This is a genomic window from Piscibacillus salipiscarius (genome assembly GCF_042685285.1).
GTDB lineage: Bacteria > Bacillota > Bacilli > Bacillales > Alkalibacillaceae > Piscibacillus > Piscibacillus salipiscarius.
On the sequence record NZ_JBHUMZ010000024.1, the window covers coordinates 27,980 to 54,200 of the forward strand.

Consider the following 26,221-nt stretch of genomic DNA (forward strand, 5'->3'; position numbering starts at 1 on the left):
TATTGAGAGGGTGACTGAATTGTTTGTTTTATTAAATAATGATTTTGTGAACCGAAATGAGTGTTTAATTGATATTGAGGACCGCGCTAATCAATTTGGTGACGGAGTTTATGAGGTAATTCGAATTTATGACGGAGAATTTTTCTTACTGGAAGACCACCTAAAACGCTTAATTTACAGCTTAAATGAAGCGAAAATAAATTATGATATTCACAAACATAAATTAGCGGATCAATTACAAAAATTAGTTGAGAAGAATGCATTTCAAGATGGAGGTATTTACTTACAAATATCACGCGGAGCTTCACCGAGATCTCATCCATTTCCGAAAAATACAGAACCTACTTTAATTGCTTACCCAATTCCTGTATCAAAACCAGCCGAATCACAAGAACATGGCATAAAAGTTATTTTACAAAATGATTTTCGCTGGCTTAGATGTGACATTAAAAGTCTAAATTTGCTTGGAAATGTGATGGCTAAGCAAAGTGCACTTGACGCTGGCGCTAAAGAAGCAATTCTTTATAGAGATGAGGAACATGTCACCGAAGGTAGTTCGACAAATGTTTTTATTATAAAGGATGGTGTTATTAAAACTCATCCAGCTAATAACTATATTCTGAACGGTATTACAAGGCTTTATATTTTCTTTTTAGCTAAACAGCTAGACCTTACGATTAAAGAGGAAGTATTTTCAGTCAAAGAACTTAAACAGGCAGATGAGGTATTTATTTCTTCCACGACTTCAGAAGTGATTCCTGTCGTTCAAATTGATGAAGATCAAGTTAATGATGGTAAACCTGGGCCCATAGCTAAGCAACTACTAAATGCATTTTCTGAACATAAACATATTAAACAAATACAATAATTGACTGATTTCAACACTTTTCTTTTTTAAAGAGAAAATTCGTGCTAATATTAGTAGAGAATATACTAGGGAGGGATTTTGAATGAGCGTCATTGCAGAAGCGACTCCTAACCCAAATGCAATGAAATTCACCGTTGATAAAGTAATTTTTGAAGGTGACGACAGCATCTCAGTTATGCAAGGTGAAACTAGTGAACATGACATTTTAAATGATTTAATGAAATTAGAAGGTGTTGATAACGTTTTTGGATACCATAATTTCATAACCGTAAACAAAACATTTGATGCCGAATGGGATCAACTCATCCCAAAAGTAGAAAGTGTATTTGAGGGTTACGGTTACTAAATCAAAAAAAGAGCATTCCTGACCAGCCACTTTAAGGCTGATTGGGAATGCTTCTTTTTCATGGATTGAAATTTTCTAAAGTCACAAAGTGTTGCCCTTTTGGCTCACCAGTTTTCGGCCCATCTACATACAAAATCAAAGTTAGCACACCTGATTTAGGCAAATCCTCTTCTTTTACACTTACATCGAAACTAAATGGCCCCCACCCTGGTTCGCCGTTCGTATTTACAGTCTCTTCTTTTATTAAGATGTTATGACCATCCTCTACATTGTAACGAAAAGAGCCATTGAATACTCTGGCTTCACCTTTTACTTGATACTGCCCACCTTCTCCTTCAACTTGAACTTTACGAAAATGAAAATTTTCATCTTTTTGAGCCTGCTCACCATTATTGCTTGGAACCGTAATTGTTTGCTCTTGAGTAAACAGTCCTGCTTTAGGCTTCTCATTATCAATAGTCATTGGTAGTAATTCTATAGTTACCTGATACTCTTTCGCTTCCACTCGCTTACCATTTTGTTTATAATCCCACGTTTGTTCCCAAGTTAAAGATTCGCCAGGTTCAAGTTCTTTTTCTTCAATGGCTTGAGTGAACATCATTCCTTCTGAAAATTTATATACCTGTTCTCCTGATTCAGGGTCAGACACCACAATTTCATATTTTTGTCCTGAGCTAAAGGATAATTTAACAGTATTCTCTGTATGGTTTGTTAATTCCATTTTAAAGAGTACCTCATTGGACTTTGGCTCAACTTCTGATGTGAATTCTAACTCATCATGTACCATTTCTGAGTCATTTGAATTTGATCCATCATTCATCTGCTCTTCCTCCTCATTTGGTTCTCCTCCTGATTCTGGATTACCTTGAGTTGTCCCACAAGCCATTAGCACCATTAATAATACAAAAGGTAGTAACCTTTTCATCTTTGCGCCTCCCTAAGAACATCATTTATGACTTAGTCGTATCCATTTTCAGAAAGTTACAATTTTTCGTCATCTTTTCTAAAGAAGCCAAAGATTCCTGTAGTTTGAACGATATTTGTAAATGCATTCGGGTCAACCTCTTTAACAATCTGCTGTAAATCATATAATTCATATCTCGTAATAACCATCATCAACATCTCACGAGGTTCATTAGTGAAAGCCCCTTTCGCAGGTACACTTGTAATGCCTCGAACCATTTTAGAGTGTATGGCTTTCGTTAATTGATTTCCTCTGCCTGTAATTATCATAGCTGTCAGCTTTTCATGTCTTGTATGAATAGCATCAATCACACGTGTCGTCACATATAGAGTGACTAGTGTATACAATGCTTTCTCTGGTTCATATAACCAGCCTGCTAAAAAGATAATGATACTATTTAGAATTAAGAAATAAATACCGATGGGACGATCTTTAATACGAGATAACACCATTGCGACGATATCCATTCCGCCAGTTGAAGCACCCCATTTCAATGTTATACCGACACCAAAACCTGCTAGGATTCCTCCAAAAACTGCGTTTAATAGAATATCTTCCGCCAAATTCATTAATGGAATCGTCTCTAAGAAAAACGTCGTTACAGCTACAGAAATTGCGCTATAAACAGTAAACCCTTTTCCTACTTTTAACCAGCCTAAAATAGCTACTGGTATATTTAATAGGAATAATAAAATACCTGTACTAATATCGATATTAAGAAAATCCTGAAATATACTTGATGTCATCTGAGCCACACCTGTAAAACCACTTGCATAAACATTGGCTTCAATTAAAAATAAGTTTAATGAAATCGCGTTAAAAATTGCTCCAATGATGACAATGACAAATCTTTTTAATTCAAATATAAACATGTTAACCCCCATTAATTAAATCTCATTGACGTTTTGTTCATTCACATTTAAACTAATATAAAGAAAAGCGTTAAAATTATTACAACTATAAACATATAACAACTATAATACATTATTTTAGGAGGAAATCCATGAATGTTCAAATTGTAATTGACTCAGCCTCAGATTTACCTAAAGACATCCAAGAACAATATCATATAGAATCGGTTCCTCTCATCGTTCACTTGGATGATGAAGATTATTTAGATGGTGAAACGATTGAGTCGAAAACGGTTTATCAAGCTATGCGGGACGGCAAAAGTCCAAAAACAGCTCAAGCAACACCTGACTCCTTCCAAAAAGTTTTTAGTAAACATGTAAAAGAAGAAAAAACGATTATTTATCTAGCTTTCTCTTCTGAATTATCTGGTACATACCAAAGTGCTGTCATTGCCAAAGAAGAAGTCTTAGAAGAGCATCCAGATGCAGACATATACGTGATTGATACTAAAGCCGCTTCTATGGGTTGTGGACTTATCGCATATGAAGCAGCAGAACTTGCAAAGCAAGGAGCTGACGTACAAGATATACTAGATCATGCTAACCATTATGTAAATAACATTGAACATATCTTTACTGTTGATGATCTAGAATATTTATACCGCGGCGGCCGAGTCAGTCGAACTCAAGCCTTTGTTGGTAGTTTATTAAAAATCAAACCCCTTTTACATGTTGAAGAAGGAAAACTCGTTCCTTTAGAGAAAATTCGAGGTTCTAAAAAGGTTTTACGCCGTATGGTTGACCTGATGAAAGATCGAGGTCAAGAGTTTGATCAGCAAACTGTTGCCATTACTCATGGTGATGATGATGAAAATGCCCAAAAACTGAAAGAACTCATTGAAGATGAATTAAATCCTAAAAAAGTTATCGTTCACCAGATTGGAGCTGCCATCGGTGCTCATGCTGGCCCAGGGACGATTGCTCTTTTCTTCCTTAATGAAGTGAAAAAATAGAGCTGTATAAAAGGGATACCCTTTTATACAGCTTTTTAGTCTTGTTAAGCTTTATTTTTTCGGTACATCAGTATTGCAAAGATAATAAATATAGCCATTACACCTGCAAATATAAAGATCAATGGCCAATATAAACCAGAATCTTCTCTAACGTTAAATATATTGGAAGACTCTCGATCCACTGCAACAGTATATGTCCCATTATCATTTTGACGCGCTAAGTCATCCTTTAATAAACCTCTTAGTTCTAAACCTTCTTCTAATTCAATATCAACTTTTTGCTGTGTTTGACTCGTATTGATTGCCACAATTGTAGAGTCATTTTGGAAAGTCCTTTTAAATACTAAGTAACTATCGTCTGCGTGTAAGATACTTATTTTCCCTTTTGATAATGATGGAAGATCATCATAAGCATTCGATATTTTTTCCATATGTCTTATTAGTTGATCTTCACCTGCCAAGAAATTCATAAGCTGATGATGACTTAAATCGTCTTTCACACCATCAAGAGGAATTTCAGAACCTTGAAATACCAAAGTGTCATTAGGAATTGTTAATAAATATGTTAGCGCTAACTTCCAATAAGTTATTGGATGGCTCCCCGTTTCCGCAAATTGATGGGTAAATCGATCTGTATCATAAAAATCCATTGATTGAATAATTTGTTCGTTTCGAATGTTTGAAGCATCTAACAAATCTTGTATGGACTTACCAGGCTGTTTGAAATAAGTAGTTAGTTCGTCCTGCGTTGAACGATCGTGGACAAGGTCGAATCCGTTTTCTAAATACTGATCAGCATTTTTATCTGATTCAGCAATTAAAGTGCCTTCAAGTTCGTCACCTGACTTTTTCCAGAAATCATTTGTTTTAGCCTCAGGATTTGAAATGTAATACCCTTCTATTTTTAATTCTTCAGACCAAGTTTGCATATGCTCGAGTAACTTATCATCATTTACATCTTGATCAATTGGAAAATGAAGCGTGACGCTCATTCCTTTTTCATTCAAAGTTTCAATTAATTTCTTAAGGTTTTCCTTTGTTCCAAACGTTTTTTGAATCTGATCGTACGATTCCACTTCTAAACCTGTATAATCCTGAGTGCTAAATATCGGTGACAATATGACATCTGTAACTCCTAATGTATTTAAGTGATCGACACGGTTAAGAATTCCCTGAAAATCACCACCATGGAAGGCTGAAGGATTATCAACGTCTACAAGCTCACCATTTTTTTCACCACTTTCAAAACGATCAATCATAAGATAATAATAAACAGAGTGCCCTTCTTCAGCTTGACTAATCACAGGCAAAAGTCCAACCAATAATAGCATTAAAAGAGATATCTTTAACTTCATATTTGACTCACTCTCTTCCTAAATCTGAGAAAACATGGTTCACAGCCAATTAGTTTCTGTAGTGTTCCATGTTCTCATTTAAACTTATTAATATACAAATAAAAAGCCCCACTAATGGGGACTTTTCAATCCTTATGGTAAAATTCCAAGTGGTAAACGCCCAAAACCGAGCGCTAATACTAAAATGATCGCCAGTGCGAACTGTAGCCAGCCAGCAAAGGTTGACTTGCCTTTTTTAGTAAAACCAATGACCATTTCCATAGCTCCAATTAACCAAATACCAGCTACTGACTTAACAACCGATTCGGTGAATGTTCCTCCACCTGTTCCCATATAGTTGTTAAACCACAATAATGCACCTGTAACGAGAATGAAAATGTAAAAAAGACGTAATACCATTTGAGTTATTTTAGCTGCTTTTTCGTTAGATTTTTTCACAAAATTTAATACGACAAAAAATAGAATAATGCCTATTACCCAAGTGGTAATATGTAAATGAGTATTATAAAACAAAACATCACCCATCATTCATTCCTCCTTTACTTCATATACTACCATTTTTAAACAAGCTTGTGCGAATAAATTGTTGACAACTTTGAAACAAAACATACAAAAGGTTATAATGAATGTTAGCGATTACATATTTATGGAGGGATTTCATGACAACTAAAACTAGTCAATCTATTATTGAACAAACTGATCACTATGGTGCTAGAAATTATAAGCCATTACCAATTGTCGTTTCAAAAGCTGAAGGAATATGGGTTGAGGACCCAGAAGGTAACCGCTATTTAGATATGTTAAGTGCATATTCAGCTGTTAACCAAGGTCACCGTCACCCTAGAATTATTCAAGCTCTTAAAGACCAAGCAGATCGGGTAACGCTAACATCCAGGGCATTTCACAACGACCAATTAGGTCCTTGGTATGAAAAGATATGTAAGTTAACAAATAAAGAAATGGCTCTTCCGATGAATACAGGGGCTGAAGCTGTTGAAACAGCTATTAAAGCAGCTCGTCGTTGGGCTTATGATGTTAAGGGTATTGAAGATGGCAAAGCTGAAATCATTGCATGTGAAGGGAATTTCCACGGCCGTACAATGACAGCAGTTTCTCTTTCATCTGAAGCAGACAACCAACGAGGGTTTGGTCCATTGCTACCAGGAATTAAAGTCATTCCTTACGGTGATGTTGATGCACTTAAAGAAGCCATTACTGAAAACACTGCAGCTTTCTTATTTGAACCTATTCAAGGTGAGGCAGGCATTGTCATGCCACCTGAAGGATTCTTAAAAGAGGCTTATGATGTATGTAAAGAAAATAATGTATTATATATTGCCGATGAGATACAGGCAGGCCTAGCACGTACAGGTAAGATGTTCGCTTGTGATTGGGAAAATGTTGATCCAGATGTATTAATTCTAGGAAAGGCACTCGGAGGCGGAGTCTTCCCTATTTCTTGTGTAGTAGCTAATGAAGATATATTAGGCGTCTTCAATCCAGGATCTCACGGTTCAACGTTCGGTGGTAACCCGTTAGCATGTGCCGTTTCTGTTGCAGCTCTTGAAGTATTAGAAGATGAAAAATTAGCTGAGCGTTCTAAGGAATTAGGCGACTACATGTTAAACGAGTTAAGATCCATTGATAGTGATAAGATTAAAGAAGTTCGTGGAAAAGGTTTATTTATCGGGGTTGAATTAACCGAGCCTGCTCGAAAATATTGTGAAGCACTAAAAGAAAAAGGCTTGCTATGTAAAGAAACGCATGAAAATGTAATTCGTTTCGCCCCTCCACTTGTCATTGAGAAGAACGATTTAGAGTGGGCAATTGAGAAAATTAAAGAAGTCTTATAAAGATTATAAAAATAGAGACAGGGACAAAACATTTGTTAACCTAGAAAAAGACGAATATTAGAGAGCGAGTGACTCCTAATATTCGTCTTCATTTTTTTGCTACGTCAAAATGCTTCGCTTTCCGCAGGCACGGCTTCAACTTCTCCATACGTACTCNAACTATTTTTATTCTGTCCCAGCCTCTATTTATTCATTTCCTCAACTTTTAAAATCTTCTTCTGCCCCCATGGTGATAGCGCCACCGTAACAAGCATCTCATCCATAGAATTGTATTTTTCACCAGTTCCGTTTTCAATATAATAACGGTCAATACCATAAGTAACGTGCCTTATATTCTCGTGATCCTTATACAAGTAGCGAGCTGTCATAACGACTTCACTTCCTTGAGGGTCAAGATTTTTATCCGATGCGGCCTTCACGATGTAAATTCCTCGTTCGTCTGGTTTTAACAATACATTTATGACTTTATTTTGTTTTACATCTTCACTTCCAAACCAATATGGTGGATGAATAGTTTCGATGTCATAATTTAAACGAACATAATCACCATAAAACACATCCCTCGGATCATAGGGTTCAGTTTCTAAATAAATGACATAACCAAATTCTTGTGCAACATAATTTAGCCCAGCCATGACCGCTAAAAACAAGACTTGTAGCAAAATAACTATGATAAACAAATTCTTCTTAATCAACTTCAGAAGACGCCTCATTCTACACACCACCTTCTCGTTTCTGTCCGGCCATGACTTTTCGTTTTCTTTCTAATAGGAAACCGATTATAAATAAGATGATTCCGCCGACGAAGAAAAATAACGATTGATTGAGAAAACCCCAAGCGACTTGCATGTAAACTAGGAATGTTGTAATTAGGAAAGTTGCTGTACCGATATGGAACTTCCGATCATCGTGTTTCTGATAGCCATCAAGTAGGGTTGTGATGGAAAATATAAATAAGACTATATAAGCACTTAATTGCGCCCCATCATTTAGCGCAAAAACTGGCAAAAAGATAACCAACTGTAACGATTTTAAGAGATCATAACGGTGATAACTAATAATAGCACCAAAAATAATCAGTAAAAGCAACACAATATAATATACAGTGTGATGCTCCGGGTTAAACGAAAGTTCCATTAACATTGTCTGAATCAGCACAAAAATAAACATTGCTAATAATGACACTCGCTGAAACGGTTGGCTAATTGGGTGAGTTTTAATGATTAACCCAACTACATATAGTAATAAAATAAAGAGTCCAAACCAATAAAATTCATTAAGCTGATCAAGCGTAAAGCCTAATAACTGAATTAAATAAGCAATAGAAAATATATAAGAAATCATAAGTCGTTTTTGAGTCCAAACAACACTTCCGTATGCGACGATGAATAACGCAAATAGCCACCAATCAAACGCATGCATATTTGACAAGCCATAAATCGTTCCAGTAGTCACAATGGCTAGACCTGTTAAATAAATCATGATATTTGGGCGACTCGTATAAAGTAAAAATGCAGCTAGCCCCCATACAATAAAAGCAAACACATTATTCATGGTATAATGATACATCTGTCCCGTTAGGAAAATCCCCGCACCAAAGACCATTAGAGCAACAATATAGCAAAAGACTCCATAATTGAGTTTGCCTTTCTGTTCAAACACATGACCTAACATATAAAAGGCAAATAAAAATAAGATGATGACCAGCATGCGTATTAATTCAGGGATCACCTGCCAATTTGCGGCCACTAAACTTAAACAAGCTAAGCCAATAAATAATGCTGATAGAAAAAACATTAGTGGTAAACGATCTTGTTGTTGATACCTATTCATGATAGCTGTCCGTTGTTCAGGTCTAATGATTCCTTCATTAACCCACTTCTCCGACTCACCTAATAACCATTTACGTTTCATTTAATCACCCTTTTTAATAAACCGCTGGCGCTGACCATAGGTTAATGAACGATACAGCCACTCGAACGGCCCGTAATGAAACCTTTTAATATACCAACTGCTAAATAACAATTGAAAACTATAAATAACCAAAGCGATGATTACAAGAGTAAATGCATGAAGTTTTCCATACAAATTAAGTCCTATTCCATAAAATATGAAAATACTAAATAAGGATTGCATTAAATAATTGGATAGAGATAATCTACCAACATTGGATAGTATTCTTTTAATCATTTGAGCATTCCTGCTATTAAAAAATAATAATGCAGTTAAGAGGTACACCACACTTAACGCCGAACCACCAATGGTATCCTGTACACTCTCGAACCAAAGCGGGTTGCCAAATAGATACGGGCTGACTTTAATCGTAATAAATAATAGAAATGAAAACATCAACCACTGTTTAATACTAGAAGAATGATCATCCGGTGACTGAAGCCATCCCCTTTTTTGTAAAAACATACCTAATAGAAACAGCGGTAGAATATTAAAAAGTGAAAAGACCCACATAAAAGGATCATTCGAATACTTCCAGTCTGCTAAATTTTGTTTCATCACGTCTTGTAAATTCCCTGTATAGTGATCATAAGACACTTGAATGCCAGCTTCACTTACACTCATTTGTTCTAATTGTTCTCGAACTGGAAATGATATAAGCACCAAAATGGTAGCGCCAATTAATAATAGTGATAAAGACCATTTCAGAAGGCTTAGACTAGGTTTCTTAATAAATAGTAAACTCAACAAACCGATTACCCCGTATGTAAGTAAAATATCACCGTACCAAATAAATAAACCATGAATAAGACCTAAGCTTGCTAAAATTAGCATTCTTCGTTTTAAAACTGTCATTGCATTATTTCCTTGAGCATGAAGGCGTTCATACATCATATAAATACCGATTCCAAACAGCATTGAAAACAATGGGTAAAAACTCGCCTGTGCAAATATGTCAATAAAACCTAGCGTAATTGCATCAAAACCGTTACTATAAAAATCCCTTAAACCTCCATACATAAAATGCGGTGAATGAAAGCTAAGTAAATTTACTAATAAAATCCCAAATAACGAAAATCCCCTTATAGCATCAATTGACTCATTTCGTTTTCTAGTTGGACTAACTGGTTCCATTAAACGTCACCTCTTTCCAAATATTATAACAAATGATTCAACTAGTTCCTTATAACAATTCTCTTTTTCCATTCATATATTAAGTTGAAAGGGGTTAACACAATGACTGCATTCGTTGGAGCTGTTAAAGTAAATTCTGTTTCATCTTCTGGCGTTTTTCATATCGGTGATGCTTATTACCTTCAACCAATAAGTTCAGCAAAAACGTATGCTGGTGGTGGCTCATTTAATACTGGCGATGGCATTCGTGTTCAATTAGGGCAATCAGATACGATTGTTTATGATCAAGATCAAATCGATTAATGAGGTGTCAGAAATGGGGTTAACGATACACCAACAAATCTATATTCAATTTTTAAAAGTTGGGTCCATTACTAATTCTTCTGTTCTTCAAGTGGGTAGTTCTGGTTCGATTCAAGCAGTAGCCAATGCTTATAATACTGGTGAATTCACAGGGCCTGCAGAAGAAGCTGAGCCTGAAGGTGAAAGTTCGACGATAGAAATGCCCTTCATACCTTTCACTAATTAGGCGTTAGCACATAAATTATTAGTAAAGCGTAAGGAGGAGTTAGTATGGAGCAAATACAGTCACTTTGGCAACAATTAGCTTACTTAGAGCAAAAAATCAATCAACAATCTGCATTAATTAACCAGTTAAATGAAAAAATAGATCAATTAATTGAACAGCAAAATAAATCAAATAGAGTAGCTGAAACGATCGAATATAATTTTGAACAGCTTAAAATTGAAACGCTTGAAGGCACTCTAAATATTGGTCTAACTCCTCACGAAGACTTACCTTTTGAACAACTCGATTTACCAACAGAAACATCTGAGGAAACTTTAACCCCTATGGAACAGCAGGTTTACAATCAGCTAATTCCTTTTATTAGAAAGGACCTTCCAGAATCTCTAAGTCAATTTGCCAACGAAAATGAGATTGAACTCGATCAAAAACAAAAGCTTTTTATTATTCAAGATATAATAAAACAACTGCCTAAACGCATTAAAGAGCACACAGCTAGCATGGAACAAAATGGAAGAATGATTATTGATCGTGAAAAAATACCTGCTCTAATTAAGCATATTCAAAAAGAAGTCACTCAAGGAGTCGATCTCTTTTTAAAACAATTAAAGGAGAATGACGAAGATGAACGTTAATATATATAATGATGAACTTAGCGTGCAGCATATTGATGTGGACGGTGTCTCAACCTCATCCTTATTTATCATAGGAGACATCGAACATCTTCAATTAGCATCACGCTTTGACACACCACCTGAATCCTATGTTTTTGAGAATGTATTTCCGTTTGGACCTGTCAGTGGTGGAACCTAAATGAGAGATTCAAAAGTTGGCAGCCTATATTGTAATTCGATTGAATTTAGCGCCACACTTCAGATTGGTGATAGCACGGGGGTTTATCCATTCTCGATTGCGAGAGCTGTACAAAAGGAGAACCCTATATTCATAAAAGATTATATTACAGATGACGAAACCATTATTAAAGAACCACTTCCAAAGTTCTTAAAACCCGTAAAGATAAACGTGAATAGAACGGGCAATCATCCAATTCGAGTGAAAACGATTCAAACGATTGGGATTACGGGATCATCTGTTCTTCATGTAGGCTCTTTCGATCACGGAAAAGCTATTAGTATTGTCAGGCACAAACGAATTTTACAGAACGACTAAAAGGCTTTATATAACTAAACTGTTAAGTAGGTGAAAACATGCCTTCTATTGTAGGGCCATTAAAAATAAACAGTGTCGGCGGTGGGACTGTAAACTTTGGCGATGCATTCTATATAGCACCCAAAAGTTCAGGAAAAACGAATGCCGGCTCTGGTTCATTAAATACAGGTGATTTTATATGCACCAATAATTTATTAAGTTCAACCAATCCATTTGACCCCGATGTCAATGACCAAAATGTCGCAGGCAATGCGTAAAGTTGCACGCTCATGTGAGAAATGAGCGTGCTTCATTTTTTAAAAGGAAATTAGGGGTTAAGCTCGAATTAAGTAATAAAGGAGATGATCAATTATGCGCACTATTCAGGATATAAAACCTTACTTTAGACAACTTAATCGGGAATTAAGCAATAAAGTTAAGATTGACACAGATGAGAAGACTTTGAATTTAGTCTTACAATTAATATAAAAAACAGTTCAATTTTGGTAAATCCAAAATTGAACTGTTTTATTAATGTTCTAGAAGTAGCCCTCTTTCAAAGAAGTAAAGATAAACATGCTGTAGTTCAACCCCCCAAATGGTTTCAACTGCACGTTTGTATAGATCGACTTGAACAGCGTAACGTTCTTCTAATTCCGAAACCTTTTGATCAGTCAATTCGCCAAAAATAGAATCTGTTTTGTAATCTAATAAATACCAACCGTCCTCGTTTTCAAAGAGGCAGTCGATCACACCTTGTATAATAACCGATTCTTCTCCGGGATCATTCCAATCCGGATAAACCTCTGAGGCCGGGAGTTCCATCGTAAACGGTAGCTCTCGTTTAATATTTTTTGATAAAGTTAGCTTTTGTCCAATTGGATGTTTCAAGAAAGAAAGGATCGCATCATAGTCAATAACTTCTGCCTCTTCCTCTCGTAAGATTTCTTTTAAAACTAAACCGTCTACAAATTCAATTAAACTTACTTTCGTCCATTCTCTTCTGAACGGTAAATGCTGCATTACGGTATGCATGGCACTACCAATTTCAGTAGCTGTAAGTTTTTTAGAATCCTTCTGCATAAAACGTGGTCGTTGGAACCTCATTTTTGGCTGATTCTTAACTAATTCTGTACTACTATAATCATCTGGAACTTGCCTTAAACGTTTTAACTCCGTAACAGTTTGTTTTGCCCGGCGATAGGCTGCTCCCTGATGCTGGTACACATAGTTTAAACGGCGGTCCACTTCTTCGTAATGATTTGATTTAGTTTGAATATGTGAAGTGTTCCACTCTTCAATAACCTGTTGTAATTCATCATTACGTTTTACCGTAATCCATTCGGGTTCCATATAATGACTCGCATGCTGCACGTGAATCTTCCACTTTGAATCATCTTGCCTAATAGTAGAAGGTACAGTTGAGTGAACTGGATTTATTTGAATTGGTTCAGCCAGCTCATGCCTTACCAGAGCGGTGCCAATCCAGTTTAAATACGTCGCTTGATCTGTTCGAATGTGTGGTGGTAACACCCACTCTAAATGGGATGACACTTCATTCCACTTGGCTAAACGTTTATCAAAATCTTTTACCGTGCCGACAATGGTTAGTTTTTCTTTCGCACGCGTTAAGGCAACATAAAGAATACGCATTTCTTCAGCTAACATTTCGCGTTTTAATGCTACTTTAATCGCTTCAAAAGGAAACGATGTAAACATTAAACGTTTATCAACATCCATATACTTGGGCCCAAAACCATGGTCTTTATGAAGCAAGTACTGAGACTTAAAATCCATTTCATTAAATCCTTTGTCGGCAGCACCTAAGATCACAACAGGAAACTCAAGACCTTTACTTTTATGAATTGTCATCATTCGTACGACATCTTCCTGCTCACCTAGTGCACGAGCTGATGCTAAATCCTCTCCCCGTTCTTCCATTCGTTCTATAAATCTTAAAAATCGATATAAACCTCGATATGACGTACTTTCATACGAACGGGCGCGATCGTACAAAGCTCTTAGGTTTGCTTGTCGCTGCTTGCCGCCAGGTGTTCCCCCAACAAACTCAAAGTAACCAGTATCACGGTAAATCCGCCAAATAAGTTTGGATAAGGCGCCATACCGTGCTTCTTCACGCCATGATTCAAACATATGCATAAAGGCTTCGAGTTTACGTATCACGAGTTCGTTTTCACCAATACGGATATAATTTTTCATCGCCACGTAATAAGGCTGGTTCTTACCGTGAAGGCGTATATTAGCTAAATCATCTTCAGATAAACCAACTATAGGCGATTTAAGCACACTTGCAAGTGGAATGTCTTGCTGAGGATTATCAATTGTTTTCAAGACATTTAGCATAATCTGTACTTCCATCGCCTCAAGGTAACCTGATGAAATATCCGCATAAACAGGAATACCCAATTGTTTTAACTCTTCAACAATAACACTTGCCCACGTCATGGACCGCATTAAGATGACAATGTCTCGGTATTGAAGATTTCGGATTTGTTCAGTTTCTTTGTCGATGACTTGCATAGGGTTGTCGTCTTTAGTTCCAATCCACCTCTGAATCTTTTCAGCATATGCTCGTGCTTCGAGCTGAGCTTTCTCAATATACTTCCATTCATCTGAAACGGCGTCATCTTCTAACTCATCTTGCGTAATAATGTGAAGCTCCGTATCAACATCACTCGTGGTTAGTTGTTCATAAACCTGATTACTATAAATGAGTTCTGCATCCTTGTCATAAACCATTTCCCCTACTTGCTCATCAAGTAACTGCCGAAAAATATAGTTCGTGGAATCTAATACTTCTTTACGGCTACGGAAATTTCTTGCAAGGTCAATTCTTAGAGATGGATCCTCTTCTAATTTAAAATGACGATACTTGTTCATAAATAACGTAGGTTCGGCGTGTCTAAAGCGATAAATACTTTGCTTTACATCACCCACCATGAACAAGTTTCCTGCTTGTTCACCTTGTGTGACCAATTGCAAAATGGTTTCTTGCACTAAATTGGTATCTTGATATTCATCTATTAGCACTTCTTTAAATTGATGTTGGAACTGCTTGGCAACTGCCGACCCTGTTAAATGTTCAGGTGTTGCTTTATCATCTAGTAAAATTTCTAAGCAGTAATGCTCTAAGTCGGAGAAGTCAACCATCGCCTGATTCTTCTTAGCCTGCTGGAATTGTTTATGAAACTGTTTAACCAATACAACTAATTGATCGATTAGTGGCTTAAGTTGGTGTAAATCAGTCATTAACGAACTAGATTGACGATTAAACCAACGTTCGTTTAATTTCTTCACGCGTTCCTTATAACGGTTTCGAATGTCTTTGACTGCTTCTTTTAACGTTTCGTCGCATTCTACTTTCTTCCTAGAGAGAGCTCCGAATTTCTCATTCCGTTTTGCGACCCCGCGCAGATCGTCCCAAGGTGCACCTACATATTCCATAACCTGTTCTATCTGCTCTTTATCTTCTAAAATAGTTGGCACGTAATGCTCAGGTCCCCCAACATCTTGCGCTAGATCAAGAGCTTGATTGACATCAAATAACATTGCCTGTAGATTTTCTTTAATATCTTCACGTACAATTGGCATCCATGGCAAATCATCTAACGTCGCATCTTCATTTAAGTTATATGTTTGTTGGACTTGCTCTAGCCATTCATAAGGCCAAGGATTTTGCATCGCAAACTCATACATTTTCAAAACGAGTGTTTCAACTTTTGCATCATCTCGGTCATTTGAAAAACTGTCGACAAAGCGAAAGAATGCTTCTTGCTCTTCTCCTTCTTTTCCATACCACTCTTCAAAAACCTCTTGAATAATATCATTTCTTAAAAGTTCTGCTTCGGTGTCATCTAAAATGCGAAAACTTGGATCTAAATCCAATTGATAGCTATATTTTCTAACGACATCCATACAAAACGAGTGAAGAGTTGAAATGTTCGCACGTTGCAGCAAAGACAATTGTTTTTTGAGATGGAGCGAATTAGGGTTGCTTTGCAGTGCTTTTTCAATCGCCGCACCAACGCGAGTTCTCATCTCCTGTGCTGCTGCATTCGTAAAGGTTACCACTAACATTTCATCAATATTATAAGGTTCCTCCTCGCGTAACATTTTCTGAATGATTCGTTCTACTAAGACAGCCGTTTTTCCGGAACCAGCAGCTGCTGCAACTAGTATATCCTTTCCATCTTCATAAATCGCAAGTTCCTGCTCCTGAGTCCACTTCATTTACAACTCCTCCTCTCGTTTTAGAATTCTCTCTAACATGGCTGGATCAGAATCCTCTTTTAGCCGGCGATATTCGTGTTCATCTAACGTAGGATCAAATTGACATACCGATTGAAACGGACAATACGTACAAGCAACCGAATCTTTCTTTTGATACGGATTGAGCTTTACTTCTCCATTTACAATTTCATTACCGGCATTCATCATCACATGTCTGACGTATTTGTTCATTCTTTGGAAAACTTCTTGGTCAACCGTTTTCGATCCACTTCTAAATGAACCGTCCTTCTTAACACCAAAAGGCGCAATTTTACTCATTCCCGACTCAAGCGATTGATCCATCGCCTTTGCAACATCTTCATCTTCTAAGAGTAAGCCTTTCATCTTAAAAGCTTTAATCATCTCTTCCTCAAGCGCTTCATCATCTGCCTCCTTAGGGTCAGATATCGTAGGGTTATGCACATGAAAGTATAAAACGCCCGCAGGCTCTGCTTGTTTTCCAACCCATTTGGTTGAATGGGTTAACACAACGTCAAGATACGTCAACATCTGTAAAGCCAATCCATAATATACATCGACTAAGCTTAAATCCTTTTGGCTAGATTTATAGTCTACGATTCTTAAATATAGCTGATCATCAATTTCAGCTTGATCAACTCGGTCAATACGCCCACTAAGCTCTAGCTGGTAACCCTTTGGTAAATTGAGCTGAAGTGGCGGTAATTTATGCCTCCGTCCAAACCCAATCTCTATTCCAGTAGGCGCAAACTCAGAATGTCTTGCTTGATAAGCTAGTACATTTGTAGCTCGTATGATGACTTGTTCAAGCTTTCTTAAAATATACTTATAACGATTCGAGCTAAATAAAATTTGATGATTGAGCACGGGTGCTAACTTCTCTACAGCTCTGCGTGCATAAGCCCTAATATCTTCATCAGTTAATTCAAAAAATGCTTTCCCTTCCTGATACACCCATTCCGTAATGGCTCGTAACGATTCATGAAATAGCTGCCCAATATCCGGTGCTGCGAGTTGGAATGTGCTTCGTTCATTTAAACCAAGCGTATATTGCGCAAAATATCGGTAAGAACACTGGTGATATGTCTCAAGCCTTGAGACGCTTGACCGAATCGTTTGATCGTACAACTGTTCAACCGTTTTTTCATTAAGCTGTTCAGGTTTAGGTCTATAAAATAAACTTTGGAGTACACGGTTCGTAATACCATTCTTAATTTCATGCTCCACATACCAATGAAGCGTATCCCAATAAACATCATGAACCGGATAACCTCTTAAAAACTTCGATAGCTCCGCTGTTAAAATAGCGCGAGACTTTTCCTGATTCGTAATAAAACGCATTGGATCCTCTTCATCTTCATCATCCATAATAAACTTGCGCTCTGCTTGAGGAAACATCGTCTGAAGGCGTTTCACAATTGGAGCTGGAACTTTAGAACGACCTTCTTCATCACTTAAGGGATAACTAATCCAAAGTTTTTCAGACGCAAGCGTAAAGGCAATATACATATAAAAACGATCATCAAGCAAGACCCGGTCAGCTCGATCTGCTAACGATATGCCATGTTCCTCTAACACAAGTCGTTCATCATCCGTTACCATGCCTTCACCAGGTGGCTTAAGCGGATAAACCCCTTCAATCGCCCCGAGAACAAATCCAACTTTCACATCAGACAGACGCGAACGTTCTACACTCCCAATAATCACGTGATCGATCGTTGGTGGAACCTGAGCGAAAGTTAACGTGTCAAATCCCGCTTCAACAATTGATAAAAATGATTCATTAGAAACTTGATCTTCACCAATTATTTCAACCATCTCATCAAACAGTTCCATTACAGCCTGCCAGACCTGTTCTTGTTCTCTTGCCGTCTCAACACGTCCAGCATCATCATATTGATCGCGTAATTTTTCTAAAGACCTAGGAGCATCTAAATGTTCTAACCATTGGAAAATAATTTGGCATTTTTCTGAGACAGTGTTAGCCCCGCGGATGTTTTGGTCAAAATCTTTTAACGCATGAACAACTTGATTCCGGTAAGCGTTAATTTGATCCTCTATTTCTTTCTCATCATCCGTCTGACCACGCAAGTCAAGACCTGTAAAACGTTGATATGGCCACCTTTCCTTCGTTAACCAGTGATCACTTCTTCTGATCCCATATTCAAGAACGTAGTTCTCTAACGTATCAATCGCTTCTTCATTCAGGGGGTGCTCGTCATCAGTTGGCAAAACAAAACCCGTTTTTAATAATCGAAAGACTGCATCGTATCGCCAGTTACTTTCAACCACTTCTAACCCTGTTCGAATCAGCTCAACAAATGGATGGTTCAGCATCGTTTTCTTTTCATCAACAAAAACAGGAATTTGGTAATCTTCAAAAATGGTTTCAATCAGATCATGATAGACTTCAGGCTGCCTAATAAGCAAAGCTAAATCTCGGTAGCGATAGCCTTCATCACGAACTAATCTCGAAATCTCTTGAGCTACCCCTTCCACCTCTGCACGTGGGTGAACCGCCTCAACAAGTTTAACAGGAGCTTCTTCGCCATCAAAAGGCGGAACCGGCTGCGTCTCAAAATATCTCTCTAAATGTTCGAGACCTCGATTTCCTTTAAACCTTAACTGAGGAGATAAATAGTATGGTTCTTCTACTTCAATGCTTTCATTTTCAGCAATTTCTATAATCGTGTCATAGGTTGTCTTCGTTTGATAGAATAAGTCTAATTCACTGCCATCAGACACTCCAGGGTTAAGCACTAATGTAATTTTGATGTCTTTGGCATACTTCATTAAAGCTTCAAGCACATAATATTCTTGCGGAGTGAATCGATGAAATCCGTCTATATAAATCGTAGACTGACTCAATATTCCTGTTTCACGAATTTTTTCTACCATCAACTCGAGCTGATCTTCATGATCGATATAATGCCCTCTTAATTGCTGATCTAGTTCATAATAAATTAACGCAAGGTCATTTAATTTATTCTTAAGCGCCACTTCATTTGGATGAGTGTGCTGAAACTTGGACATTTCCATTAGTACGCTATGTAATGTTTGAGGCGTAATTCGGTAACGTTTAAGCTCTGTAATCATCTTCTCTAAATGGTCAATAAAGCCTTGTTTATCTGTCGCTTCCTGAAAAGCCATGAGTTCTTCCTTATGCTCATCAGCAAGCTTTCTTAACATCATTTGAATACCTGTTGAAGAAATAAACGGTTTAGTTGCTCCGCCTACTTCGTTAAAAATGTACCAAGCAAGACGTGAAAAACTAAACACTTGAGCTCTAATAGAACCTTTCACACCTGGTTGCCTAATGAGATCGTACTCTTGCTGGAAAGCCATTTGGTCTGGCACCAAATAAAAAATAGGATCACCTTGTGGATCTTGCTTAATCTCCTCGGTGATCTCATTTAAAATATAATGACCAAATTCCGACCCTGAACGTCCTAAAATAAATTCTAAAGCCATGCCAATCCCCCTTAATCATCTTCATTCACTTCTTCACGTCTTGCTCGATCAGCAGATGCTTGAATGCGCTTTTCTATATACTTACCTATCAGCCAAAACAGTCCAATCGCAACCCCTACGATAATAGTCCTCATTGGGTTTTGGGCAAATGATGCAATACTGTCACCAACGAATGAAACTGAAAAGATCATCGCCGCTTTACCTAATAAGACTGCAAGAATAAACTGCTGAATGGAAATGCTCGTAAAAGCTGCTACCACGTTTATAATGGCTGATGGTGAAAATGGAAAACATAATAATAAGAATATCGGTCCAAATCCATGACGGTCAAAAAATGAGATCACTCGATTAACTTGTTTCTGTTCTTTTAAACGTTCAACCCAGTGGAATTTCTTTTCTAACTTACGAATTAAGATAAAAACTAAAATGGCACCAGCTGACGCACTCACCCAAGAAAACAAGAAGCCAAAAATTAAACCATATACGATTGAGTTAGCTAGTATAAACACAATCACAGGTAAAAAAGGTAAAAACGCTTCTATAAACGGCAGGAGCAGGCCTGGTATCGGCCCAAAACTTCCATAAAATTCGAGTAATTGTATAATAAAGTTTCCGACAACGGAATCGGACATCATTTCTTTAAGTTCATCAAGATTAGAATATTCCTTATTCATGAGTTTAGCCCCTATCTCTGCTACGTCTAACTCCTATTTTATATCAATTTCACACACTTTGCATAGCACAGTTATGTTGAATATTTTAACACAATTGCATATAATAGAACATACGTTCGATTATATTGTGGAGGGATGAACACCATGCGTTATTTAACTGAAGAAGAATTTAACATAACTTCACGCTTTTTATTTTTATCCATGGCTATTGTTGTACTCGAAAAAGACATAACACATATAGAAAACGGAGCATTTAAAATAAAGGAACCCTATTTAAAATTATTAAGACATATGGAACAAATCGCAAAGAATGAGCGAAGACGATTAAGAGAAAAAATGAGGAAAGGCAAAATGGATGTCGTTTATATTCAAAAGAACGACACCTTTTCAACGTACTTATTTATCGTAAGAGGTTATGAAGAAGAACGACGGTATTTCAACCCCGCCGTCCGAAAGAAGGTTGAAAACATCTATCAGGAGCTTATGATTGAAGCTCTAAAAGGTCATGCTCAATTTCTTTCTGAAGCTTATTAATCCGTTGCTCAAGTAAGTTTCGAAACTGCGCTGTTTTTTGGATCTGGTTATTGAGAGACAAATAAGAAATATTAACCAGTAGGCTTTGGCCATTGCTGAAGTGAACACGCGTTAGTTTTGTTTTAACTTTTTCAATGTACAAAATATGATTATAACAAATCCACACACATTCATTAGAGTTTGGCGAAGAAGTTGGAAAAAAATAAAGTTTATTATACGTGTCAATCGCTATTGGAGTTTTGCGGCTAAATCCGGTCACGTATTGTGCACCACTTAGTCGTCCTCTAAGATCTGACCCGTGTGCTTTGCATCCTAAATCTACAACATTTTTCGGACTTAAATGAGTATGGTACTCTCGGTCCTTTTCCATTACTCGAGACCCCAATGTATCATCATTCATATAGTAAGGTAAAACCGCTAACGTCTTACCAGTGATTTGTGGTGTATCGTTAAACTTCATCCAATATTTCTCCTTTCTACAAATGTCTAGAAAAAATATATAAAAATCGACTAAAAAAGTTAAATGACCTAATATTAGATTTTTCACCCAAAAACCGCTTAATAATTCAAAAAATGATTACTTAAAAGCCAAATAAATGTAAAAAACAGATAGAAATCACTTTTTATAGTTGTGAGCAACAAAAAAGCTCAACCAAAAAGTTGAGCCGTAAATTATTTCATCAGCAATGCCTTATCACTTGTCATTCGCTTACCACGAACTTTTTCAAATTCATTCAGTAGATCTGGCACGGTGAGATCTTGTTTTTGTTCTTCATTCGCTTCAAAAATAATGCTTCCTTCGTCCATCATCCACAAGCGGTTTCCGAGTTCAATGGCTTGTTCCATTTGATGAGTCACCATCACCGTTGTTAGTTGTTGTTTTTCAACCAAATCTTTTGTCAACTTAATAATGAGTTCTTGTTTGGACGGATCAAGAGCGGCCGTGTGTTCATCTAGTAACAAAATTTTAGGTTCCGTAAAAGTTGCCATTAACAGCGATAATGCTTGACGTTCACCGCCTGATAGTAGACCGACCTTAGAGTTTAACCGGTTTTCTAATCCAATTTCTAACGTCTGCAAATGTTCACGAAATTGATGACGTGTTTTTTTCGTAATACCAGAGAATAAGCTGCGGTTTTGGGTTCGGCCGAGAGAGATCATCATATTTTCTTCAATGGTCATGCCGGGTGCCGTTCCCATCAGCGGGTTTTGAAATACGCGTCCGATGAGTTTAGCACGTTTTTCTTCTGGCCATGACGTAACGTCTTTCCCATCAATCCAGACATTCCCTTCATCAGGTAGGAGAGTGCCAGCTAACATGTTAAGTAAAGTCGACTTCCCTGCTCCATTACTTCCAATAATTGTAACAAAGTCACCAGGACTAAGCTTCTGTGATATATTGTTTAACGCTCGACGTTCATCGGGAGTATTAGGATAGAAAGTTTTATAAATGTTATTTAGCTGAAGCATGCTGGACCCCTCCTTCCTGATTGTGATTTAATGCGCGTCTTTGCGATTTTTTAAACTCGCGTTTGGCTTTTGATTTCTCTAAGGTGTTCGGTAACACTAAAGCTGAAATAACAATCAGTGCTGTGATCAGCTTCATATCACTAGCCTCTAGAAAATCCACACGTAGTGCCAGTGCGTAAATCGCGCGGTAAACAATTGAACCTAAAATAACCGCTAGAGTCATCCGAACGATTTTATCTTTTCCAAATAAGACTTCACCGATAATAACCGAAGCTAGCCCTATAATAATCATCCCTACACCTAAGTTCACATCTGCAAAGCCGTTGAACTGAACAATTAGTGCGCCGCTTAAAGCAACGAGAGCATTGGAAAGCCCCATACCTAACGTAATATATAAATTCGTATTGGTTGAAAAGCTTTTTACCATACTTTGATTATCACCCGTTGCTCTAAGCGTAATCCCCGCTTCAGTACGCAGAAAGAAATCTAGTAACTTTTTAACCGTTAAAACGATGATCATCATAGAGACAATGACGTAAAACGTACTTGGTGCATAGCTAGCAATTCCTAACCATTTAAATGGGACTATTAACACCTGGTCTAGAGCCAAATTAGTCCACGTTTGTGAAATCATCGTAAAGAGCGTTGTCTCATTTAACATCGGGATATTCGGCTGACCCATTATACGTAAGTTGATAGAATACAAGGCGATCATCATCAGAATCCCTGCAAGTAGTGGATTAATATTACCTTTCGTATGCAAGAGTCCTGTGATGATTCCTGCTAACAGCCCGGCAAACGCCCCTGCTAATGTCGCAACGATTGGACTGGATCCGCCTACAATCATGACTGATGTGACAGCACCACCTGTTACAAAACTGCCATCTACGGTTAAGTCCGGAAAATCTAGTATTCTAAAAGAAATGTATACACCTAAAGCCATAATCGCGTAGATTAATCCTGATTCTACTGCGCCGTATAATGCACTAACCATATGAATTCTCCTCTACTCTTTCTCAGTTGTCACAATTTCTGCTTTCTCTTTCACCTTATCTGTTAATTCAACGCCCATTTTTTCAGCCGCTTCTTTATTAATCATCAGTTTTAAGTTCTGTGGATGTTCAGCTGGAATTTCACCTGGAGCTTTACCTTCTTTTAAAATTTGAACAGCTTTTTGACCAGCTTCGAGTCCAATGTCAAAGTAATCAAATCCGTATGCTGCAAAGCCGCCACGCTTAACTGAATCATGTTCACTGACCACAACTGGAATGTCTTGTTCTTGTCCGACCATTAACACTGACTCTAATGCGCTAACCACTGTGTTATCTGTAATAATTAAGAACGAATCAGCCTTTCCTACTAACGATTCAGCTGCTTGTTTAACTTCAGAAGAGGAAGAAACGGTTGCTTCTGCTGTGTCTAACCCTTTTTCTTTTGCCAACTTCTTAACAGATTCAACTTGAGAAACTGAGTTCTGTTCAGAAGCATTATAGATCAGACCAACTGTTTTCTTATCTAAATCTTTTATTAAACCTAGAGTCTTTGATAATGTTTCAGGATGCATATCAGCTGTTCCTGTTACATTTCCGCCCGGTTGTTTCATGGATTCAACAAGTCCTGCACCAACTGGGTCTGTTACAGATGTAAAAACAATTGGAATGTCCTTCGTTTCATTTAATGCGCTTTGAGCACTTGGAGTTGAGTTCGCAAATATTAAATCCACTTCATCTCCAACAAACTTTTGCGCAATCATTTGATTATTGTTGTTATCTCCTTGTGCAATTTCTTCAACGAAATTGACGTTTAACCCCGCTTCATTTAAAGCCTTTTTAAATCCTTCGGTAGCTCTATTTAATGCAGGGTGTTCAACAATTTGTGTGATCCCAACGGTTAATGCTTCACCTTCACCACTTTTACGATCCTCACTGCTTTCTGCATCTGAAGAAGTCCCACATGCTGCAAGCATCACAGTAATACCAATCATTAAAATCCATGTCCCTATTTTTTTCATAAATAAAATCTCCCCTCTTTTAACGCTTTTATGCTTGTGTGCTTTTATGTAATAAAGCATTTTTGGAATATTGTTTTCAAGTATAGAGATTTCAATTAATGAAATCAACCCTTTTTTCATAAAAAAATTCCCCAGTCAATTTGACTAGGGAATTTTGAAAGCGATTACGTTGTTATTGTGTCGCGAGTTGTTCCTTCAAGCTTCTTCTTAAAATTTTTCCGGTTGTATTTTTTGGAAGTTCATCTAAGAATCTAATTTCGCTAGGAACTTTATATTTTGCTAATTTTTCTTTTGATAGTTTAAATAAATCTTCTTCGCTAACAGATTCATCTGTTGCGACAACAAAGGCAACAACTGCCTCACCTAAGTTAGGGTCTGGAACACCTATGACTGCCACTTCACTAATCTTCTCATGGCTATACAATACCTCTTCTACTTCACGAGGATAAACATTATAACCGCCAACCAGAATTAAGTCTTTTTTACGATCCACAATGTAAAAATATCCATCTTCATCTTGGCGTGCCATATCACCCGTATATAACCAACCATCTTTAATAGATGCATTCGTTTCTTCTGGCATCTTATAATAACCTTTCATCACATTTGGTCCTCGAACAATTAGCTCTCCAACTTCACCTCTTGGTAGTTCCTGTCCATTTTCATCAACTACTTTGTTTTCCACGTTGACAATATTTGTACCAATAGAACCAGCCTTGCGCGGGCGATCTAATGGGTTGAATGCAGTAACAGGTGATGCTTCTGATAAGCCATAACCTTCTGATACACGAACATCAAAGTGCTCTTCAAATTTCTCAAGTAAAGCAACGGGCATCGAAGCTCCACCAGAGATGCACAATCGAATGGAGGAGAAATTTTTTTCCTCTTCATTAGGATACTGTAATAGATAATTGTACATAGTTGGCACTCCAGCAAATACCGTTGCATGATGCTCTTTTGTAATTTCAAATACTGCTTCTGGCGAGAACTTCGGAACGACAAGTACCGTTGCACCGCTAACTAATGGAGCATTGAGTGCGACGGTTAAGCAGAATACGTGAAACATCGGTAGAGCCGCAATAACACGATCATTAGCTCCAATTTGTAGATACTCTGCAACGTCTTTTGCATTAGAGTAAAGATTCTTATGAGTTAACATGGCCCCTTTTGGTTTGCCAGTTGTTCCTGATGTATATAAAATAACTGCCGTTTCATCATCGTTTAATGTTGGGCGTTCAAGCTCTAAACTACCTGCGTGAACAAGTTTAGTAAATGAAAATGCGCGTTCATTAAGCTCTGATTGGTTTACGTCGTAATCAGGACTTGTTTCACCCACAATATAATGCTTCACATTTGGAATCAGCTTGTCCATCTTTTCAAACTTCTCCATCAAGACATCTAGTGTGATAACACCTTTTACATCCCCATTGTTAATGATATATGCGATTTCATCTGCAGTATAAATAGGATTAACTGGAATAACCTTTAAACCTAAACGTAAGGCACCGTACATTCCTATGATGAAATGAGGTGTGTTACCTACCACTAATGCGATATGGTCTCCCTTTTGGTAACCAAGCTCCTTTAGACTTGAAGCAAATTTTGTTACTGAACCTTCTAATGTTTGATAATTTGTTTCCTCTCCGTTAAACACATAGGCTGTTTTGGACAAATTATCTTTTGCCGTAAGCGACAGCTGATCACTAAGATTCATATGTATAATCCCCCTCGAAGATTGCAAGTATGAATGAATAATCATTCATTATTTTCTGAATTCATT

26 protein-coding genes are annotated in these 26,221 nt (G+C 37.3%); 11 read left to right on the forward strand and 15 right to left on the reverse strand.

Annotated elements, in window-relative coordinates:
- The first annotated feature begins 19 nt into the window (after positions 1-19).
- Both dat and ACFSW4_RS11060 read left to right on the forward strand, forming a co-directional pair.
- Complete coding sequence (gene dat / locus ACFSW4_RS11055; RefSeq protein WP_377329298.1) at positions 20-868, forward strand: D-amino-acid transaminase; 849 nt, start codon at positions 20-22, stop codon at positions 866-868.
- An 82-nt stretch (positions 869-950) separates the two neighbouring features.
- Positions 951-1,214 carry a NifU N-terminal domain-containing protein gene (locus ACFSW4_RS11060; RefSeq protein ID WP_054754849.1) on the forward strand — a complete coding sequence of 88 codons (264 nt, stop codon included), beginning with the start codon at positions 951-953 and terminating at the stop codon, positions 1,212-1,214.
- A 58-nt stretch (positions 1,215-1,272) separates the two neighbouring features.
- Here the strand turns inward: ACFSW4_RS11060 and ACFSW4_RS11065 are convergent, their stop codons facing one another.
- The gene (locus ACFSW4_RS11065; RefSeq protein ID WP_377329300.1) at positions 1,273-2,139 is read right to left on the reverse strand and encodes a BsuPI-related putative proteinase inhibitor; all 867 of its coding nucleotides are present in this window, start codon (positions 2,137-2,139) and stop codon (positions 1,273-1,275) included.
- Between the two features lie 56 nt (positions 2,140-2,195).
- Positions 2,196-3,050, reverse strand: a complete 855-nt coding sequence (locus tag ACFSW4_RS11070) for a YitT family protein (RefSeq protein ID WP_377329302.1) — start codon at positions 3,048-3,050, stop codon at positions 2,196-2,198.
- Positions 3,051-3,181: 131 nt separating this feature from the next.
- Here ACFSW4_RS11070 and ACFSW4_RS11075 point away from each other — a divergent pair, with 131 nt between their 5' ends.
- Entirely contained in the window at positions 3,182-4,042 is an 861-nt protein-coding gene (locus ACFSW4_RS11075; RefSeq protein ID WP_377329304.1) for a DegV family protein, read from the forward strand.
- Positions 4,043-4,086: 44 nt separating this feature from the next.
- Here ACFSW4_RS11075 and ACFSW4_RS11080 read toward each other — a convergent pair whose 3' ends face one another.
- Positions 4,087-5,397, reverse strand: coding sequence for an alpha-amylase family protein (locus ACFSW4_RS11080; RefSeq protein WP_377329306.1), 1,311 nt, complete (start codon positions 5,395-5,397; stop codon positions 4,087-4,089).
- A gap of 132 nt (positions 5,398-5,529) precedes the next feature.
- Positions 5,530-5,922 carry a YisL family protein gene (locus ACFSW4_RS11085; RefSeq protein WP_377329308.1) on the reverse strand — a complete coding sequence of 131 codons (393 nt, stop codon included), beginning with the start codon at positions 5,920-5,922 and terminating at the stop codon, positions 5,530-5,532.
- A 134-nt stretch (positions 5,923-6,056) separates the two neighbouring features.
- Here ACFSW4_RS11085 and ACFSW4_RS11090 point away from each other — a divergent pair, with 134 nt between their 5' ends.
- A complete protein-coding gene (locus ACFSW4_RS11090) occupies positions 6,057-7,250 on the forward strand; it encodes an ornithine--oxo-acid transaminase (protein ID WP_054754854.1) in 1,194 nt (397 codons plus the stop codon).
- 182 nt (positions 7,251-7,432) lie between these two features.
- Here the strand turns inward: ACFSW4_RS11090 and ACFSW4_RS11095 are convergent, their stop codons facing one another.
- Genes ACFSW4_RS11095 through ACFSW4_RS11105 form a run of 3 tightly spaced genes read right to left on the reverse strand, consistent with a single transcriptional unit; the run spans position 7,433 to position 10,337 of the window.
- Positions 7,433-7,963, reverse strand: coding sequence for a GDYXXLXY domain-containing protein (locus ACFSW4_RS11095; protein WP_377329310.1), 531 nt, complete (start codon positions 7,961-7,963; stop codon positions 7,433-7,435).
- 1 nt (position 7,964) lies between these two features.
- Positions 7,965-9,164 carry a DUF2157 domain-containing protein gene (locus tag ACFSW4_RS11100; RefSeq protein ID WP_377329312.1) on the reverse strand — a complete coding sequence of 400 codons (1,200 nt, stop codon included), beginning with the start codon at positions 9,162-9,164 and terminating at the stop codon, positions 7,965-7,967.
- Entirely contained in the window at positions 9,165-10,337 is a 1,173-nt protein-coding gene (locus ACFSW4_RS11105) for a DUF418 domain-containing protein (protein ID WP_054754690.1), read from the reverse strand. It lies immediately after the preceding gene.
- 102 nt (positions 10,338-10,439) lie between these two features.
- Between ACFSW4_RS11105 and ACFSW4_RS11110 the strand changes: the two genes are divergently transcribed.
- Genes ACFSW4_RS11110 through ACFSW4_RS11135 form a run of 6 tightly spaced genes read left to right on the forward strand, consistent with a single transcriptional unit; the run spans position 10,440 to position 12,290 of the window.
- Positions 10,440-10,640, forward strand: coding sequence for a spore germination protein (locus ACFSW4_RS11110; protein WP_054754691.1), 201 nt, complete (start codon positions 10,440-10,442; stop codon positions 10,638-10,640).
- A 13-nt stretch (positions 10,641-10,653) separates the two neighbouring features.
- Positions 10,654-10,866 (forward strand): spore germination protein GerPB, encoded by a 213-nt coding sequence (locus ACFSW4_RS11115; RefSeq protein ID WP_377329314.1) that lies wholly within the window; start codon positions 10,654-10,656, stop codon positions 10,864-10,866.
- A gap of 44 nt (positions 10,867-10,910) precedes the next feature.
- On the forward strand, positions 10,911-11,498 hold the full coding sequence (gene gerPC, locus ACFSW4_RS11120) for a spore germination protein GerPC (protein WP_377329316.1): 588 nt from the start codon (positions 10,911-10,913) through the stop codon (positions 11,496-11,498).
- Entirely contained in the window at positions 11,488-11,676 is a 189-nt protein-coding gene (locus ACFSW4_RS11125; protein ID WP_054754693.1) for a hypothetical protein, read from the forward strand. The genes gerPC and ACFSW4_RS11125 overlap by 11 nt, the downstream gene beginning before the upstream one ends.
- Positions 11,677-12,033: a spore germination protein GerPE gene (locus tag ACFSW4_RS11130; RefSeq protein ID WP_054754694.1), complete on the forward strand. Its 357-nt coding sequence runs from the start codon at positions 11,677-11,679 to the stop codon at positions 12,031-12,033. It abuts the gene before it with no gap.
- A gap of 38 nt (positions 12,034-12,071) precedes the next feature.
- Positions 12,072-12,290 carry a spore germination protein gene (locus ACFSW4_RS11135; protein WP_054754695.1) on the forward strand — a complete coding sequence of 73 codons (219 nt, stop codon included), beginning with the start codon at positions 12,072-12,074 and terminating at the stop codon, positions 12,288-12,290.
- 253 nt (positions 12,291-12,543) lie between these two features.
- Here ACFSW4_RS11135 and addA read toward each other — a convergent pair whose 3' ends face one another.
- Genes addA through ACFSW4_RS11150 form a run of 3 tightly spaced genes read right to left on the reverse strand, consistent with a single transcriptional unit; the run spans position 12,544 to position 20,426 of the window.
- Positions 12,544-16,263, reverse strand: coding sequence for a helicase-exonuclease AddAB subunit AddA (gene addA / locus ACFSW4_RS11140; protein WP_377329318.1), 3,720 nt, complete (start codon positions 16,261-16,263; stop codon positions 12,544-12,546).
- Positions 16,264-19,752, reverse strand: coding sequence for a helicase-exonuclease AddAB subunit AddB (addB, locus tag ACFSW4_RS11145; protein WP_377329320.1), 3,489 nt, complete (start codon positions 19,750-19,752; stop codon positions 16,264-16,266).
- A gap of 11 nt (positions 19,753-19,763) precedes the next feature.
- Positions 19,764-20,426 carry a TVP38/TMEM64 family protein gene (locus ACFSW4_RS11150; protein ID WP_054754696.1) on the reverse strand — a complete coding sequence of 221 codons (663 nt, stop codon included), beginning with the start codon at positions 20,424-20,426 and terminating at the stop codon, positions 19,764-19,766.
- A 144-nt stretch (positions 20,427-20,570) separates the two neighbouring features.
- On the opposite strand from ACFSW4_RS11150, the gene ACFSW4_RS11155 reads away from it, so the two are divergent.
- Complete coding sequence (locus ACFSW4_RS11155) at positions 20,571-20,960, forward strand: hypothetical protein (protein ID WP_377329322.1); 390 nt, start codon at positions 20,571-20,573, stop codon at positions 20,958-20,960.
- Here the strand turns inward: ACFSW4_RS11155 and ACFSW4_RS11160 are convergent.
- The 5 genes from ACFSW4_RS11160 to ACFSW4_RS11180 all read right to left on the reverse strand — a co-directional run bounded on the left by ACFSW4_RS11160 (position 20,908) and on the right by ACFSW4_RS11180 (position 26,155).
- Positions 20,908-21,420: a competence protein ComK gene (locus ACFSW4_RS11160; protein ID WP_377329324.1), complete on the reverse strand. Its 513-nt coding sequence runs from the start codon at positions 21,418-21,420 to the stop codon at positions 20,908-20,910. The genes ACFSW4_RS11155 and ACFSW4_RS11160 overlap by 53 nt on opposite strands.
- Before the next feature lie 212 nt (positions 21,421-21,632).
- Entirely contained in the window at positions 21,633-22,430 is a 798-nt protein-coding gene (locus tag ACFSW4_RS11165; protein WP_054754698.1) for an ABC transporter ATP-binding protein, read from the reverse strand.
- The gene (locus ACFSW4_RS11170; RefSeq protein WP_054754699.1) at positions 22,414-23,424 is read right to left on the reverse strand and encodes an ABC transporter permease; all 1,011 of its coding nucleotides are present in this window, start codon (positions 23,422-23,424) and stop codon (positions 22,414-22,416) included. Before ACFSW4_RS11170 ends, ACFSW4_RS11165 begins: the two co-directional genes overlap by 17 nt.
- A 12-nt stretch (positions 23,425-23,436) precedes the next feature.
- A complete protein-coding gene (locus ACFSW4_RS11175) occupies positions 23,437-24,441 on the reverse strand; it encodes an ABC transporter substrate-binding protein (RefSeq protein ID WP_377329326.1) in 1,005 nt (334 codons plus the stop codon).
- Between the two features lie 172 nt (positions 24,442-24,613).
- Complete coding sequence (locus ACFSW4_RS11180; RefSeq protein ID WP_377329328.1) at positions 24,614-26,155, reverse strand: fatty acid--CoA ligase family protein; 1,542 nt, start codon at positions 26,153-26,155, stop codon at positions 24,614-24,616.
- Between the last annotated feature and the right edge of the window lie 66 nt (positions 26,156-26,221).

Coding starts and splice junctions, on each gene's coding strand:
- ACFSW4_RS11110 (WP_054754691.1), top strand. CDS start 10,440: ATGACTGCATTCGTTGGAGCTGTTAAAGTAAATTCTGTTTCATCTTCT.
- ACFSW4_RS11125 (WP_054754693.1), top strand. CDS start 11,488: ATGAACGTTAATATATATAATGATGAACTTAGCGTGCAGCATATTGAT.
- ACFSW4_RS11095 (WP_377329310.1), bottom strand. CDS start 7,963: ATGAGGCGTCTTCTGAAGTTGATTAAGAAGAATTTGTTTATCATAGTT.
- ACFSW4_RS11060 (WP_054754849.1), top strand. CDS start 951: ATGAGCGTCATTGCAGAAGCGACTCCTAACCCAAATGCAATGAAATTC.
- ACFSW4_RS11155 (WP_377329322.1), top strand. CDS start 20,571: ATGCGTTATTTAACTGAAGAAGAATTTAACATAACTTCACGCTTTTTA.
- ACFSW4_RS11080 (WP_377329306.1), bottom strand. CDS start 5,397: ATGAAGTTAAAGATATCTCTTTTAATGCTATTATTGGTTGGACTTTTG.
- ACFSW4_RS11175 (WP_377329326.1), bottom strand. CDS start 24,441: ATGAAAAAAATAGGGACATGGATTTTAATGATTGGTATTACTGTGATG.
- ACFSW4_RS11115 (WP_377329314.1), top strand. CDS start 10,654: ATGGGGTTAACGATACACCAACAAATCTATATTCAATTTTTAAAAGTT.
- ACFSW4_RS11085 (WP_377329308.1), bottom strand. CDS start 5,922: ATGGGTGATGTTTTGTTTTATAATACTCATTTACATATTACCACTTGG.
- ACFSW4_RS11075 (WP_377329304.1), top strand. CDS start 3,182: ATGAATGTTCAAATTGTAATTGACTCAGCCTCAGATTTACCTAAAGAC.
- ACFSW4_RS11130 (WP_054754694.1), top strand. CDS start 11,677: ATGAGAGATTCAAAAGTTGGCAGCCTATATTGTAATTCGATTGAATTT.
- ACFSW4_RS11135 (WP_054754695.1), top strand. CDS start 12,072: ATGCCTTCTATTGTAGGGCCATTAAAAATAAACAGTGTCGGCGGTGGG.
- ACFSW4_RS11105 (WP_054754690.1), bottom strand. CDS start 10,337: ATGGAACCAGTTAGTCCAACTAGAAAACGAAATGAGTCAATTGATGCT.
- addB (WP_377329320.1), bottom strand. CDS start 19,752: ATGGCTTTAGAATTTATTTTAGGACGTTCAGGGTCGGAATTTGGTCAT.
- ACFSW4_RS11165 (WP_054754698.1), bottom strand. CDS start 22,430: ATGCTTCAGCTAAATAACATTTATAAAACTTTCTATCCTAATACTCCC.
- ACFSW4_RS11100 (WP_377329312.1), bottom strand. CDS start 9,164: ATGAAACGTAAATGGTTATTAGGTGAGTCGGAGAAGTGGGTTAATGAA.
- ACFSW4_RS11065 (WP_377329300.1), bottom strand. CDS start 2,139: ATGAAAAGGTTACTACCTTTTGTATTATTAATGGTGCTAATGGCTTGT.
- gerPC (WP_377329316.1), top strand. CDS start 10,911: ATGGAGCAAATACAGTCACTTTGGCAACAATTAGCTTACTTAGAGCAA.
- ACFSW4_RS11090 (WP_054754854.1), top strand. CDS start 6,057: ATGACAACTAAAACTAGTCAATCTATTATTGAACAAACTGATCACTAT.
- ACFSW4_RS11160 (WP_377329324.1), bottom strand. CDS start 21,420: ATGAAGTTTAACGATACACCACAAATCACTGGTAAGACGTTAGCGGTT.
- addA (WP_377329318.1), bottom strand. CDS start 16,263: ATGAAGTGGACTCAGGAGCAGGAACTTGCGATTTATGAAGATGGAAAG.
- ACFSW4_RS11170 (WP_054754699.1), bottom strand. CDS start 23,424: ATGGTTAGTGCATTATACGGCGCAGTAGAATCAGGATTAATCTACGCG.
- ACFSW4_RS11150 (WP_054754696.1), bottom strand. CDS start 20,426: ATGAATAAGGAATATTCTAATCTTGATGAACTTAAAGAAATGATGTCC.
- ACFSW4_RS11180 (WP_377329328.1), bottom strand. CDS start 26,155: ATGAATCTTAGTGATCAGCTGTCGCTTACGGCAAAAGATAATTTGTCC.
- ACFSW4_RS11070 (WP_377329302.1), bottom strand. CDS start 3,050: ATGTTTATATTTGAATTAAAAAGATTTGTCATTGTCATCATTGGAGCA.